Genomic DNA, 14,730 nt, shown 5'->3' with positions numbered 1-14,730 from the left:
TTTGGGGATATTTTCCTTGTTTACTCATAGATTCTGAATTTCTTGATAATTTTTTCTGCTATTTCTTTATCACTCTCTAACTTTTCAAAAACGAGTTTAGAAATATGAGTTGAAATAGGTTCAATAATTCCTACGTTGTCTAGTTTGTATTTCGTGCGATATTTAAACATTTGCATATCAATATTGAAAAATTGGACGTTGAGAAATAATATGATATTTTTTCGAACGGATTGTTCTGAAATTCTATGATTTCCAGTAAGTTCATGTTTTTGAAGATACGCCATTATTCCATACGTAATTCCTTTCAAAACAGCTTCTACGTGTGTTCCATCTTCTGGTGTATAGGCTTTATTGACATACGATTTCAAAATAGGCTCGTCTATATCGTATTCTCTAAAAGCAAAGGCAGCTTCTAGCTCAAATTGTTCTTGCTTTAGCTCAACCTCCATTTGTAAATCACTTCCTCCATGTCCGTTCAAGAGTTCGTTATTTACTTTGTCTTTTAACCCATTTTTGAAGTGATACGTAATTTTGTTTTCCTCATTATCAGTAAAATAGTTTAGCTTAAACTTGATGTTTTTATTTAAAAAAGCAAAATCTCTTATTTCTTGATGAATATAATCTGTATTGAACTCAAAATCTTTCCAAAACTGTCTATCTAATGTAAATTCTACTTCTAGCCAACCATCAATCAAATCTGTCGTTTCTGTATTTTTTATGAGTTTTCCATCTTTATAAACTTGCTTAAAATCTTTTGAGCGAATAATAAAGTCAGTACTTAGTGCTTTGAAGGCTTGTAGTTCAAAAAGAAAAAGGTAGTTAGACGGTATTTTATATAACTCTAATCCTTGATAATCAATCCATTTCTTTTCTATTGACCTTTTAAAATTTTCAAATCTGATTTTGACAGAATGTGTCTCAATTAATTCTATAGAAATCAAATTTGCTTGTGATAATTCATAGACATCTTGTAAAATCACTTTTAAATTGTATATAAACCCTCTGTTCGTTAGTTTTCCAAAATACATTTGAGGACGCTGTCGCATAGACTCATCAAGAGTTAAAATCTTGATGTCTTTTTCTGAATATTTGTATTTTTCTGTCATTTTTCAAAGATTAATCAAATTTACTTGGTCTTAAATTCTATTAACTGTCTTTTCAAAGGCAAATTATATTTTTTGGAGCGAAACCCCTCTTCCAAAACTATCTGATAAGTTTTGTTTTTGTCCAGTTGTTTCGGATAGAAAATGAGCTTTTTACCATCTTCTGAAAACTCTATTTTTTCAAACTCTGGGTAGTGTTCTCTTCCTAACTCTCCCAACTCAAAAGAACGAAAACGAGTATCCATTTTCTTAGAAAAAACAACTGTGATAGTAGTAACCTCTCTATCTACGCTTTGGCTATTATTTTCAAACTCTTCGATAGCTATTACTTTTGGTCGGTTCTTTTCATATTCTTTTCGTAATTGTGAAAGAGGTTTTTCAAAGTAACCTGTTTTATCTATAAAATTCTCTGCATTTTCTCTACTCGTGTAATCTAATTCTATCAAGTTTTTAATGGCTTCCTGCTTATTTTCTGACTGGTTATAATATTTTTCTGCCATTGCATACCCCACGTAATAACCCAAATCTCGCACTTGAAATTCATTCTTATTATCGTTCCAAATCCAGTTATAATACCAAGGTGAAAACATCTCTTTTTCAAAAATCTCTCTTACCTTTTTCTCGTTTGCTTTTCCGAAAGCAATCGCTGGCGTATTCGATTTTTTTTTAAGAGCTATCACAGGAATAAACTCTGCCACTCCCTCAAACAAAGCTTGTGAGAGCAAATCGTATCCACCAGTAGTATTTTGCTGAGTGTGTACGTATTCATGGATATTGAGAGCAACTATGTTCTCAATCGGATTGGTTTTGAAATAATCTTTGAGGTAACTAAAGTTTTTAGGAAACTCTGAAGCAACTGTACTTGTATCTGCCATAGCGAGTTCCGAACCAATCAAAAGCATTCCATCGATAGCCGTTCCGTTGGTACGCAAAGCACCGACTGTAAAATACATTTTTGTAGGTTTGAGATTGGGATAAACTCTCTTCAAACGCTCAATACCATATTCCAATTCTTTGCTAATATTTTCTGCCTTTAGCGTATTTTTTCGTACCGATTGCCAAAACAGAGGGTAGTTATTGATGGCTCGTAGGTATTCTGCTGCTGTATAATTTCTAGCTTTGATGATTCCATCTAAACCACTTGAACCTTTATCAAAATAAAGTTCTTGAAGGTATTTTTGTTGTAAAGTAGTATCTGTAGTTTGTATGATTTTATCATAAGCCTTCCAAAATAAGTCAATATCAGATGTAATGATAAGTTCTTGACTGTTTTTTACCTTCGAAGTGGTAGAATTTGTTTTGCAACTAATAGCAAGCAACAAAATGCAAAGTAGTGAAAGGAGGTTTTTCATTTTTACAAAGTTTAAAAGTTTATCTTTAGCATAAATCTTTTGACTTGGCTGTCTGATTTGATAACTCATTGTATTTAGCCCCAATTATTTAATCCTCCTGTAATTTCAATCAGCTTTCCGTCTGTAAATTTTGCGTAAAACTCATACCAATCTTTACCTACATCTCCATAGAAGTTGAGTATTCCATGAAAGTCTATTTCTTTTGGAATGTCAATATTATCTTCCCCCCATCCAGATTTTATCAGAAGTAGTTTGCCATCATCTGTAATTTCATAAGTTGATAGATTAGGTTCTAAATCCTTTGTTTGCCAATCAACTTGAACTGCTTTTAACTGTTCTTTTTTATCTTCTAAAATAGGCAATTTATCAACATCTATCTTTATAGTATCAAATAAACCCATAGGTTCTATTTTTTTTGTTATTGTTTTGTCAAAGGCAAGCCGTTTGACCTACAGGTGTGATTGTATTTTTTCTACTGTGGAACATAACTCAAACCAAACTCCAAAAGCGTGTCTAACGTAAGACCAAAGGCAATTCCAAAACCAAAACCGTATTGCACTAGCCTATCAAAATACTTTTTGGCAAAAGAATTAAATAAGGCTTCAATCTCTTCTGGTGGCATCTGCGAAATTTCTTTTACCACAATATCTTTTATCGGAATAGAAGCCAAAATATGAGGTAATTCTTCCTGTAAGGCTTCCAAACCTGCATTTAATAAAAGTTCTACTACAAAATTCTTACTTTCATTTGGAATATTTTTGAGTGTTGGCAGTAGATTTCTTTGAATAAAATGCGATAAGGCTTCTTCAAAAAGAAGTTTATTTTTAGGTTCATTGAGCTGTTTTTGAATCGCATTTGAAATGTCTTTTTCCAAAATACTCCAATCTACAAACTCATCTGCAGGAATTTTCTTAATTCTCTCAAAGAGAAGTGCTACTACCCTTCGCCCTTGTGCATCTAAGGCAGCCGATTTCAAAATCTGTTTACTCGCCTTTTCAATAGTTTGCTTCAAGGCAGGCTTATCAATGCGCTGCCAAAGTGCCGTATTCGAACTTAAATTATTTTCTTGATTTTCGAAGCTATTTTTTTGTAAGATAGATTCAATCACACCAATAATGAGTTCGTTTGGCTTTTCTTGAAGCTCTTTTTTGTTGGAAAAATAATGCGTTTTGAGGTGCTTTCCTGCTAGTTTGAGTTCGGTTTGTAGTAGGTTTTGCAAGTCTTCTAAGGAATGAATATCTGTAACTGAAACAAACGTCGAAACTTTGGTTTGAAAAAGTGTATGCAAAAGTTGATTTGTCAAATCTCTAACAGCCTTTTGTGTGGTTTCATTTCCCAACAGATTAGAAACTGTTTTTTCCAAATACGCATCATTGAGTTTTACGCCCACTTCTCCCAAAGAAACCTCTCCAATGCGCTCTACTTCATTATGCACCAAACGGTTTACACTCTCAATTTCTTTGAGTAAAAATTTGGGTATGCCTTCGGTAGCGAGTTCCTTTGCTGTTTTTTTGATAGCTTTTTTATAAATAAAAGCTGCTTTTTGCTCGTTATAGGCTGCTTCATAAACTTGTTCTGCTACTTTTTCGCTATTTTCAGTAAGCCAGTCTGCTCCCGTTTCTATCATTTTTTGAATGATAAAATCGATATTATTTGTCAAGAGATTAAGAAGTGTTCCATCGAAGAGTTCGCCTATTTTTTTCTCATCTGCAATTTCAGTAGCAATATTCTTGTTGATAAAATCAAAAATCTTGCTCTGTGTCTGTGAGTTTTGTAATTGTTCTACTAGATAATCAGCCAATTTTACTTCTAAATTGCGTGTCTGTTTTTTGCTCAAATAGCTTTGAATGGTTCTTTCTGTTGCTTTCTCTGCAAATTCTGAATTAAGCTGATTTAAAAGGAAGTTTATTTGCTCATCGCTATCAATTTTTTCAAAAAATGAATCCATCTCTAAGCTAATCCAGTTACGAATTTTGTCGTAGAGAACCGTTCTTACAGACTGTGGAAGTGCATCACCGAGTGTGTCGTGGCTTTTTAAATAGTTTTCGATTTGCTCAAAAGCCGTATTGGTAACCAAATTGGAAAGCGAATCATCTTGAATATACCTCAAAACGGTGCTTTCGAAAGAAGCTGTATCAATGTCTTCTAAAGTAAACTTTTTATAAGGAGAAATTCCTTTTTTGAGTAGCTCATCTAGTTTGTCGTCTGTTGCAAAGTTTTCAACCAGTTTCCACCCTAATTCTGCACCTTTTTGTGCAATAAATGCTTTATAATCTTCTGTATATTCATAAATTTTTGCATAATTATCTGACTGAATCCAGTTTTTTGCTCCTATCAAGATTTTATCTTTACTAGATTCGAAAGATGTTCTAAGTCCTTCCTCACTCATTAGTTTGTCGCCTACAAAATTCCCCATATTGTTAGCAAAACGTTCACGGTTTTTAATCACAATTCCAGGAGTAAGGGGAACAGCTACCGTTTTGCCTGTGAGTGGAAAATATTTCTTTTCATAAGGCTTAAAAATCATTTGCAGAGCAATCCAGTTTGTGCCTAATCCTGTTACTCCATACGCTAGTGCAGGAACGGTATATTTCAACGCCAAGTTATTGATTTCAGGCATTCCAGCGAGTGCGCCACCAGCAATTCCACCCCAAAGCGCACCAAGTGCCGTAATTGGTTTGAGTTCTTTTCCCATAAACTTCTCTACCATCGTTCGGATAGTTTCTGGAGTCTGTCGGCTCAAATTTAGCTGTACGATTTCCTCAATTCTGCCCTCTACAAGCGTATTTAAGTTTTGAATGAGAAATTTGTGGAGCGTTTTGGACAGGTCTTCTGAAAGATTGGGAAACTGCTTAAGCGAAGTTAAATAATTTCTTACTTCACTTGTTTCTACGTCCTTTAAAAAATCAATCGTATATGAGTCAGCTCTATTTGTGAGAGCAATCGCAAGTTCTTCAATTTGGTCTGCCGAAATCAGACGACTTAATGGCTGTTCGTTTACTCTTGTAGAAATATGTTTTGCTAAAAATTTAGCTATTTCCTCTTGGTGGTTTTGAGATTTTTCTACTGCCCAGTTTTCAAAATTAATAGCTATTTTTTTACGCTGTTCGGCTACAATGAGTTCGTTTAAGGGTGTTTGAAGAATTTTGTCTAGTCTTTTATTGAGTTCTTTTGTCAGACGCTCTGAAAATTTAGGATTAAAAATAAGTGTCTGAACAGAATCTTTTCTAAATTTATTTAGATTGGTAAGTAAAAATGGAATTAGTTTTTCGGTTGGGATAAACTCTCCAATTTCTTTTTCTAAAAATAGTTTTGCTATTGGCATTACATCCATTCGTCCAAGTGCATCACCTACATTTTTACGTAAAATTTTGGTCAGAGAAACGACTGTATTTTGTGTTTTGAGTCCAGAAACAATTTCTCCAATACTTTTACTTTCTAAATATTCTACAACTTGTGTGGTAAGTTCTTTGGCTACTTCCTCTGGATTTCTACGATAGGAATCGATAATGCTTGTTACCTTTCCAATAATATCTGCTGTTTGGCTAATGCTGCCCACAAAAACTTTTACAAGCCAGTTTTTAAAACCAGATTCGACATTATTAGTGAAAGTTTGGTCTATCAAAATTTCTAATTCCCTTTGGCGAGAATAGAGCCAACCAATTACTTTTACCAAAATGGCAGGAAACTGATGAGCAAAGAATTTTTCTAAGGTAACTTTCGTGTTTTTATCTAAAAGCTCAAAAATAGTCTTTTCTTCTTTCTCTAATGTATTGATTAAAAAGTCAGAAAAAACATCTAAAATTTTTACTCCTTCTTCAGTTTGTAGAATGGCTTGCAGGCGTTTCAAGATTTCGGATGCTAAATGTGCTGCTTTGTCTTCCCCCAAAATATCTATCAAGCGTTTTTTCGAAACTCTTTCGGCAAGACTAGCTACCAATTCCTCAATTTCTAGCTCTTCAAAAGTTTGATTGATTAAATTTTCAATCGGTTTTTTATGTTGAGCTTCTAAAAGCAAATGTAAGTCAGCCGTTAAGAAATGAAGCTCGTCTTTAATAGTTTTTTGTAAATCTGGATGGATAAAAGAGGAAATAGATTCATTCCCAATCTCATCAGCAAAATCTCGTACTAATTTTTCCAAACTGTTCCACTCCGAAACGCCAGCCGTTAGTTCTTCTACAATATTTTTACTCACGCTTTGCCACTGCTCATCTGAAACGGCATCTCCTAAAGTTGTTTCTTTTGAAAGATGCAATAAAAATGGCTCTAGTGTTTGAGGTAAATTACTTTTCAGCTGTTCTCTAACAATGTTTGTCGTTTCCTTAAATTTTGGAATATCTTGTAGCGTGAAATTTTCCTCAACTGAATAGGCTAATTTGGTTTCTATGTAGGTCTGAACAGTTTTTTGAAGAGCTTTTCTAAACTCTTCATTTTCTACTTGTGGCAATAGCGTTTTGTGATTCAGAATATCACGTTCTACCAGTTTGCTAATATTGAGGACAAATTCGTGGTGTGTTTTGAGAAAAATTCCTCCCAAGCCAAAACGCTTTCTAAAAAGCATCTGAATAGCTAAATCATTGGTAATATATCCTACAAATGCACCTGTGAGTGCTTTGGCTGCATAAGTGAGTCCGACCATAAAAAGGTTTATTGAATTTTATCATCGGTTAAAATACCGACAATGGCAGTAGTTGTCTGAAAAACAACTCAAAAAATATTTTGTCTGAAAGTTAAAAAAAATCTATCTATTAGGAACGTAAAAAATGGATTTGTGTTTTCTTTATAAATTGCTTGTGAGACATGAGCTATGAAGTGAGTTTATTGCTTACTTAATTCGTTGAGTTTTTTCAATACAAATTCAACTTCTTCGCTTGTACTGTTGTAAGGCATTACTGCCTCAATAGCTTCCCTATGGTTTTTATCTTCCAAGATACCTTGAAATCGTGATTTCAAGTAGCTTTTAACTGCTTTCTTACTTGAGTTTACTGCCTTTACTACACCTTCATTATTTTGTACTACATAGATAATGTCTTCAAAGTCGTGGCTTATTCTTAAGTCTGCTCCTCCTCTTGATAAAAGTGCTTCAAACTTTGTAGCTAAGTAATATTCAACAGGTAAAATATAAATTATTGTTTCACTTGTGAGTTTGTGTATAATTCTATTTTCAAAACCAGTTTTATACCACCTATTTGAAAAACCCAATATATCTGTTTCTGTTGGCATCACATCAACTATTATTCCTTCATAAATAAATCTACAAATCAGAGGTTTTTCAGAATAAATATCATTTTTGAACCCTTTCTCTCTCAATTTTTTTTCCAAATCAGCGTAATCCATTTTAGAATGAACTTCTACGATACAATCAATATCTTTAGTAGGACGAATATCTGATAAATAAGCATCATCAGCGTATAAAAATGTTACCATTCCACCTAAAAATACAACCTCATCTTTTAGCTCTCCAAGTCCTTTGGCTACAAGCTCAATCAATTCAATATTTTCTATATTCATTTTAGTTTTTAGTTAAAAAATCGTTTGTCTAATTCCTTGATAGCAATATCTATTTCTCTATTTTTTCCTATTCGCAAAGTATCTGCAATGACCATTAGTTCATAAAAAAAACTATCATTTTCTACTGCTTTTGGAAGTGCCTTATAGAGTGGTTCTATTGTTTGACCTTTACTAGAACCCTTAAAATGCGCCCAAACAATTTTTTCATCATTTGATACAATAGATTGGTCAATAGGTGAAGCAGAATATGCTGTAGGAATACCTCTTGCAATAGCTCCAAGTTCCACAGGAAACACATATTTCAGACCATATACAAGAAACTCTTTCAATGAATTTTTAGCAACTTTTCTTTTGTCTAAACTTATGAGTTTGGCTATCCTCGAACGATGTAGAGAGTTTGATATTTCTGATGTACTGATTTGTAATGAAGTAGCTAAGTCTATATTTCGCCAGTCTTTCATCTGTTTCTCTTCAAAAGAAATAATTTTTAATAAAATAGCTATGTCTTGTGGTCGCATAGTACGATAGTTTTTAATTTACAATCCACGATTTACAAATCGTGGATTGTAAATATACTCAATTTGTTAAGATTTAGAAAAATCTTCCCAATATTTTGTAGCCCTCTCTTTGACAAAATCTAAACTGATTTCCTTTTTAGATTCATCAAAAATAGAAATGGATTTACACTTAAATTCCAATATTCCCCCTACATAACTTATTTGTTCTCCTTCAAAAATATCAAGACAATTACAGGCAACTTTTATACTTCCTTCTGGATTTGGTTTGGCTGTGAGTATTTCCAAATCTTTTTGAAAGATAAGTTTTAAATCTGTCCAGTAAATATCCTCTGTAGAATCTTTTAACTAAGGGTTCAAGGAAAGTGAACTTACTTCTTGTAGCTCTACATAAAAATATTCAAAGGCTAGGTTTATGTGTTCAGCCAGATATATACAACTTATTTTCAATATAATACTATTATTTTTTTGCTCATAACTTTCTATTGTTCCGTCATGAAGTACGGAAAATGTATCTGCCATTTCTTGTTTTTCTGTAATCATAGGTTACTTAAAAAAAATACTCTACACAACTTGTGAGAGTATTTTAAACTTTTCGTTTAGTGTTTGTCATTGTATTCAAGTATCATTCCTGTTAAGTGTCCGATGAGATAAGCAAAGTTTTCTTCGTCTTTTGTCCAAGTACGCTTATAATTGGTATGCTCGTGGCAAACTACACCTATCATTTTTCCATTTTTCCAAATTGGAACATCCAACATAGACTCAATCCCTAAAGGTTTCAAATATACTTCTGAAAACTCTTTGGTCGCTCTGTGCGTGTGTGCATCATGAGCAGCGATGGTATTTTCTGTTTTGATAGCCTCAAAGTAATTAGGAAAATCTTTTTGATATAGCTTTACACCTTCACTATGTTTTTTCTTACTTCTTTCATATAAGTCAATACACTCAATGCCTTCCTGTCCATCTTCTTGAATGTAAAACCAAATACTAGCTCTTTCAACTTGGATAGCATCCACTAAAACTTCTGTTATTCGTTGTATTGATTTTTTAATATCATTTTTATAGAGTGAACGCTGTGCAACAAAGTCTGAAAAAATAGTAATATGATTGCGTAATAAATTTGTGGTTGTTTCATCAGAAACACTTTCTTCTTTTGTTTCATCTATGCCTAATGCTAGAGAACTTTTTGATACAACTTTTGAATCTGATTGAATACTCTTCCAAGCATCTTCTACAATTTTTAAATATTGAGATTCATCAGGTAATGATTTAGCTTGAGCAGATGAAATTTTAGTCAAGATTGAGAGTTCCGTACGAGCTTTTACTCCTCCTGTTTTGCCTGCCTCAACATAGTATGAATATAATTTTTGTCCCATAGTTGTAATTGATGTAGTAAATTAAGTATAATAAGGGTTGTAGAAAGAGAATATGTTTTAAGGCACATCAAAAATTAGTCAAAAAGATGAAATATACAACTTATTTTTACTCATACAATTTTTTTAGAATGATTACAAATAAACTAGCCCACAATTTAAGTTGTGAGCTAGAGAAAGACATCTGAAATTACTTTCCATCTTGATTTATCAAAAATGGCGTTTTTCCGTCTGTTACGATGACTTTAGCATTATGAGATTTTGAAAGCTCCTTGAAGGCTTCAATACTCAAATATTTTAGTGTAATCTCGTTGAGCGATTCATTAATAATTTTTTGTGCATCACGAATAGCTTCTGCTTCAATTTTTCTTCGCTCGGCTTCTTGTCTTTCACGTTCCAAAACAAATTGCATCGTTTGCGCTCGTTGTTCGGCTTGTAACTTTTCTTCTATCGTTCTGGCAAGGTTTGGAGGAAGATTTATGCTTTTTAAAAGTACAGATTCAACTACAAAACCTCTATCTCCTAATCGTTCAGTCATTTTTTTAGCAATGGCAAGTTCTATTTCATGACGTTCCGATGTGTACAAATCTTTAGCAAAGAATTGTGCTGTTACATCAGCTACTGAAGAACGCAGAACACTTCTAATTACGTCTTCTCCGTTTCTTACACCAACCGTTTCGACCACCTTAATTGCATAACTTTCTTCAATATGAAACAAAACAGACAAATCGCAACTAATATTTAATCCTTCTTTTGTAGGGAGTGAATTGAGTGAGGCATACATATTTAGTGTTCGTGTCGGAACTTTGACAATTTTAGCAAAAAAAGGATTGTGCAAATACATTCCTGGTTGGCGTACACCTCCTTTTATTTTTCCTAAACGCTGTTTTACTCCTACTTCCCCTGGACGAACAATGCCACAAGAAGACAGAGAAAATGTTAGAGTAAAAAAAGATAACAAAAATAGAACTGATGTCGAATTAAATTTTAGATATTTCATAGTTGTAGAGTTTTGAGAATGATAAAAATGTTTTTTTACTGTTTAGATACTTCAAATAAAGAATACGTTGCTTTATTGAGGTTTTACGAAGAAATGCCTTAAAAGTATGCAAGACGAATACTTTGTTTTTTGTAAAACTGATTTTTAGATTTTTAAATAATGCTGTTTAAATTAAAAATAAAAGCATTTTGCTTCTTTTAAAATGACTTTTTAAAATTTTATTGTTTTCAAAAAATCATACTGATAACTATTATAGTCAAAGCCAACGATTTATCTTACACTATATTTATGTGTTTAATTATCCAAAATAAAAAAATGTGTATCTTAGTCTATCTATAAAAATAATGGTTCTACCTTAAAGAAAAACTGATTTTGCAAGCAGAAAACATAACAACTGGACAAATCCTTGATGCAGAACAAACTCGCCAAAAAATACGAAGACTAGCCTTCGAAATTTATGAAGAAAACTTCGATGAAAAAACAATCGTCTTGGCAGGTATTGAAGGAATGGGAGTGTTATTGGCAAAGGAATTAGCCAAAGCACTTCATGAAATATCTAATTTAGAAATCGTACAGATTTGTGTTTCTTTAGATAAGTTACAACCCACACAAAGTGATGTAACCCTAGATTGTGATTCAGCAGTTTTTGAGAACAAATCTATTGTCTTGATAGATGATGTTTTGAACACAGGCAGAACAATGGTGTATAGCTTGCGACCTTTTTTGAAAGTAAGGATTAAAGCTCTTCATACAGCTGTTTTGATAGACCGTGGACACCATTCTTTCCCTATTGCAGCTGATTTTGCAGGCTTTCGCCTTTCCACAACACTCCAAGAGCATATTGAAGTGATTTTAGATAATGACAAAAAATATGGTGTTTATTTGCATTAAGTTAAAAAAATTCGGATTTTAATGGAATATTCAAAATAAATTTAATATTACTTATTTATTTCATTTGAAATCTTTTGTAAAAGTAATAACTTGTATCAATAATAGTAATACTAACAAAAAAATACACCTAACTCACTCTTATTCACATCAATTATGGACAAACCTTGGCTCAAATCATATCCAAAAGGCGTACCTTCTGAAATTAATCCAGACGAATACTCTTCCCTACTAGAACTTTTTGAAGAAAGCATTGCAAAATATGGCAACCAAATCGCTTACGAAAATATGGGTGCGACTCTAACTTTCAATGAGTTAGATGAAAAAAGTGCAGCTTTTGCAGCCTACTTACAACGCAAAGGATTTCAGAAAGGTGACCGCTTTGTTATTCAATCTCCTAACCTTATTCAATATCCGATAGCTATTTTTGGAGTTTTGCGTGCAGGTCTGATTGTAGTCAATACAAATCCACTCTATACACCTAAGGAAATGGAGCATCAGTTTACTGACTCTGGTGCAAAAGGAATCTTGATTTTGGCAAATTTTGCTGCTAATCTTGAAAAGATAATCAAAAATACAAACATCGAACACGTATTTGTTACTGAAGTTGCTGATATGGTAGGTGGGTTGAAAGGTTGGGCTATGAATATGGCTGTAAAATATTTAAAGAAAATGGTGCCTTCATACTCTATTCCAAATGTTGTGTCTTTTACTGATGCACTGTATGAAGGAAAAAAATATAATTATAGCAAACCTAAATTTGACTCTGGAGATATTGCCTTTTTACAATACACTGGAGGAACAACTGGCGTTTCGAAAGGAGCTATGCTAACCCACCGTAATATTTTGGCAAATATGCAACAGCTTGTAGCTTGGATAAATGCTAGTCCTATTGAAGAAGGAAAAGAAATTGGTGTTACTGCTTTACCTCTATATCATATTTTTGCTCTAACCTTCAACTGTTTTGGTTTCTTGCGTTATGGTGTTAGAAATGTTTTAATTACCAACCCTAGAGATATGGAAGGTTTTGTAAACGAACTCAAAAAGCATAAAATCGGAATGATTAGTGGCGTAAACACACTTTTCAATGGTCTATTGAACCAACCGGAGTTTAAAAATGTAGATTTTTCAGAACTAAAAGTAGCTTTAGGTGGTGGAATGGCAGTTCAAGAAGCTGTAAACAACCGTTGGAAGAAAATTACAGGGCAGCCGATTGCAGAGGCGTATGGGCTAACAGAAACCTCTCCCGGTCTTATTGTAAATCCTTTGGCTGGAAATGTTCGCATTGGTTGGATTGGAATTCCAATTCCAAGTACAGAAGTGCGTATTTTAGACGATGCAGGAAACGATGTAGAACAAGGGCAACCTGGGGAGATTTGTGCTAAAGGGCCTCAAATTATGAAAGGCTACTGGGAGCGTCCAGAAGAAACTGCTAATGTAATGATAGGCGATTACTTCAAAACAGGAGATGTGGGTGTGATGGATGAAGAAGGTTTCTTCAAAATTGTAGATAGAAAGAAAGAAATGATTTTGGTTTCTGGATTTAATGTCTATCCAAATGAAATTGAAGGAGTAATTGCTATGAATGACAAGGTATTGGAAGTAGGTGTGATTGGCGTTCCAGACCCTAAATCACATGAAGCTATTATGGCATGTGTAGTGAAAAAAGATGATAGCCTTACTAAAGAAGAGCTAAGAGCTTTCTGTAAGGAACATCTGACGGGCTATAAAGTACCTAAACACGTTGTCTTTAAAGAAGAATTGCCAAAGTCTAATGTAGGCAAAATCCTTAGACGTGTTTTGAAAGAACAAGAAATGGCAAAAGAAAATGCTTAAAAATGCATAGGTTAAATTACTAAAATAAAAATGGATAAGTCTTTTAAAGACTTATCCATTTTTTAATTTCTGCTTGTCTTTACTACTCAAATACTGCCTAGCAATACGATTTTCTGGTTTTCTGTCAAAAGTATAAAGTGTAATTATAAAAATAAATTCAAGAGGTTTCATCAGAAAATAAACTGTATCAGCGACAAATTTATTATTGAAAATGCCATAGTATTTGTGAACAACATTTCCCACTTTGTTGTAGTTTTTTCGTACTAAAAAATGGAAATTTGGTAGTTTTTCTTCTATCAGTTCTTCAAAAGCATTGGCTACCAAAAGCTGACGATTACAAATAATTTTGTTTCCTCCACGCTCTCCATATCGAATAGGTTTTACCACTTCAGAATGTCCTCTAGCAGCAACTGAACACAAAAAATGCCCTCCACAATTTACATTATCACACATATAATCTAGTTCTGAAAAGGTATGTTTGTACGTATCTGTAAAAACACGAAGTATTGAATCTGGTTTTTGCCCAAAAAGAAGTAAAAATGAAATAATGCTGATAAAAATTGGTAAAGCTAAAATTAGAAAAACAGGATATTTTAAAATGGGTTCTAAGGAAAGAATTTTCCAAGCTACCTTTTCTATAGGATTAGTAAGTTTTTCTATTTCAGAAGTTTGAATAAAATTAGAATCTAAAAATAAATTCTGACTTTTAACAAGTTGAAATACAAAAACAATGCTGATAGGCAAACATCCAATAATTGAAATTTCTTTCAGTTGTATGGCTACAATAGCATTCAAAATAAATCCAATGAGCAAAACAGAGTTTATCAATACTTCCACGACTGGACTTAGTATTTTTTCTTTAAAAATAGAAAACAAACACGCCAAGACCGACAGACCAATCAGCACTAAAATAGTCAGAGAATGTTCTGGAGAAAATGCTGTACTTTCATTACAACAGTCATTTTTCATAGGGTCGTAGGCAAGATACAATAAAGGCAAACCAACAATTACACAAGTATCTACTGTCTTTATCCATTTTTTTCCAAATGCTCTTTTGTTTTTGAAGAGAAACATCAAAAAATCAACGAAAACAAGTATTGCTGATAAAAGTGGAAAAATTACAAAAAATATAAATATGGCTTCCATTTGCTA

13 protein-coding genes are annotated in these 14,730 nt (G+C 33.1%); 2 read left to right on the top strand and 11 right to left on the bottom strand.

Annotated elements, in window-relative coordinates; genetic code table 11:
• Positions 1–20: 20 nt before the first annotated feature.
• The 10 genes from QZ659_RS05565 to QZ659_RS05520 form a co-directional block, all read right to left on the bottom strand.
• Positions 21–1,106, bottom strand: a complete 1,086-nt coding sequence (locus QZ659_RS05565; protein WP_291723142.1) for a hypothetical protein — start codon at positions 1,104–1,106, stop codon at positions 21–23.
• Between the two features lie 20 nt (positions 1,107–1,126).
• Positions 1,127–2,455, bottom strand: coding sequence for a hypothetical protein (locus tag QZ659_RS05560; protein ID WP_291723139.1), 1,329 nt, complete (start codon positions 2,453–2,455; stop codon positions 1,127–1,129).
• A 74-nt stretch (positions 2,456–2,529) separates the two neighbouring features.
• The gene (locus QZ659_RS05555; protein WP_291723137.1) at positions 2,530–2,856 is read right to left on the bottom strand and encodes a hypothetical protein; all 327 of its coding nucleotides are present in this window, start codon (positions 2,854–2,856) and stop codon (positions 2,530–2,532) included.
• A gap of 71 nt (positions 2,857–2,927) precedes the next feature.
• A complete protein-coding gene (locus tag QZ659_RS05550; RefSeq protein WP_291723134.1) occupies positions 2,928–7,094 on the bottom strand; it encodes a DUF445 family protein in 4,167 nt (1,388 codons plus the stop codon).
• A 179-nt stretch (positions 7,095–7,273) separates the two neighbouring features.
• The gene (locus tag QZ659_RS05545; protein ID WP_291723130.1) at positions 7,274–7,966 is read right to left on the bottom strand and encodes a hypothetical protein; all 693 of its coding nucleotides are present in this window, start codon (positions 7,964–7,966) and stop codon (positions 7,274–7,276) included.
• Between the two features lie 8 nt (positions 7,967–7,974).
• A complete protein-coding gene (locus QZ659_RS05540; RefSeq protein ID WP_291723128.1) occupies positions 7,975–8,484 on the bottom strand; it encodes a hypothetical protein in 510 nt (169 codons plus the stop codon).
• 66 nt (positions 8,485–8,550) lie between these two features.
• Positions 8,551–8,769: a hypothetical protein gene (locus tag QZ659_RS05535; RefSeq protein WP_291723125.1), complete on the bottom strand. Its 219-nt coding sequence runs from the start codon at positions 8,767–8,769 to the stop codon at positions 8,551–8,553.
• Between the two features lie 60 nt (positions 8,770–8,829).
• Positions 8,830–9,024: a hypothetical protein gene (locus tag QZ659_RS05530; protein WP_291723122.1), complete on the bottom strand. Its 195-nt coding sequence runs from the start codon at positions 9,022–9,024 to the stop codon at positions 8,830–8,832.
• 56 nt (positions 9,025–9,080) lie between these two features.
• A complete protein-coding gene (locus QZ659_RS05525; RefSeq protein WP_291723120.1) occupies positions 9,081–9,857 on the bottom strand; it encodes a GAF domain-containing protein in 777 nt (258 codons plus the stop codon).
• 187 nt (positions 9,858–10,044) lie between these two features.
• Positions 10,045–10,854 (bottom strand): prohibitin family protein, encoded by an 810-nt coding sequence (locus QZ659_RS05520; RefSeq protein ID WP_291723117.1) that lies wholly within the window; start codon positions 10,852–10,854, stop codon positions 10,045–10,047.
• Positions 10,855–11,226: 372 nt separating this feature from the next.
• On the opposite strand from QZ659_RS05520, the gene QZ659_RS05515 reads away from it, so the two are divergent.
• Both QZ659_RS05515 and QZ659_RS05510 read left to right on the top strand, forming a co-directional pair.
• On the top strand, positions 11,227–11,745 hold the full coding sequence (locus tag QZ659_RS05515) for a phosphoribosyltransferase family protein (protein WP_291723114.1): 519 nt from the start codon (positions 11,227–11,229) through the stop codon (positions 11,743–11,745).
• A gap of 153 nt (positions 11,746–11,898) precedes the next feature.
• Entirely contained in the window at positions 11,899–13,578 is a 1,680-nt protein-coding gene (locus tag QZ659_RS05510; RefSeq protein WP_291723111.1) for an AMP-binding protein, read from the top strand.
• A 51-nt stretch (positions 13,579–13,629) separates the two neighbouring features.
• On the opposite strand, the gene QZ659_RS05505 is transcribed toward QZ659_RS05510, so the two are convergent.
• On the bottom strand, positions 13,630–14,724 hold the full coding sequence (locus QZ659_RS05505; RefSeq protein WP_291723108.1) for a DUF6688 family protein: 1,095 nt from the start codon (positions 14,722–14,724) through the stop codon (positions 13,630–13,632).
• Positions 14,725–14,730: the final 6 nt, after the last annotated feature.

This window comes from Bernardetia sp., from assembly GCF_020630935.1.
Taxonomy (GTDB): domain Bacteria; phylum Bacteroidota; class Bacteroidia; order Cytophagales; family Bernardetiaceae; genus Bernardetia.
Note: the sequence above shows the minus strand (reverse complement) of the source record. Positions and strands in the feature narration are given on the sequence as shown.

Coding starts and splice junctions, on each gene's coding strand:
- QZ659_RS05505 (WP_291723108.1), bottom strand. CDS start 14,724: ATGGAAGCCATATTTATATTTTTTGTAATTTTTCCACTTTTATCAGCA.
- QZ659_RS05565 (WP_291723142.1), bottom strand. CDS start 1,106: ATGACAGAAAAATACAAATATTCAGAAAAAGACATCAAGATTTTAACT.
- QZ659_RS05560 (WP_291723139.1), bottom strand. CDS start 2,455: ATGAAAAACCTCCTTTCACTACTTTGCATTTTGTTGCTTGCTATTAGT.
- QZ659_RS05530 (WP_291723122.1), bottom strand. CDS start 9,024: ATGATTACAGAAAAACAAGAAATGGCAGATACATTTTCCGTACTTCAT.
- QZ659_RS05545 (WP_291723130.1), bottom strand. CDS start 7,966: ATGAATATAGAAAATATTGAATTGATTGAGCTTGTAGCCAAAGGACTT.
- QZ659_RS05520 (WP_291723117.1), bottom strand. CDS start 10,854: ATGAAATATCTAAAATTTAATTCGACATCAGTTCTATTTTTGTTATCT.
- QZ659_RS05510 (WP_291723111.1), top strand. CDS start 11,899: ATGGACAAACCTTGGCTCAAATCATATCCAAAAGGCGTACCTTCTGAA.
- QZ659_RS05525 (WP_291723120.1), bottom strand. CDS start 9,857: ATGGGACAAAAATTATATTCATACTATGTTGAGGCAGGCAAAACAGGA.
- QZ659_RS05550 (WP_291723134.1), bottom strand. CDS start 7,094: ATGGTCGGACTCACTTATGCAGCCAAAGCACTCACAGGTGCATTTGTA.
- QZ659_RS05555 (WP_291723137.1), bottom strand. CDS start 2,856: ATGGGTTTATTTGATACTATAAAGATAGATGTTGATAAATTGCCTATT.
- QZ659_RS05540 (WP_291723128.1), bottom strand. CDS start 8,484: ATGCGACCACAAGACATAGCTATTTTATTAAAAATTATTTCTTTTGAA.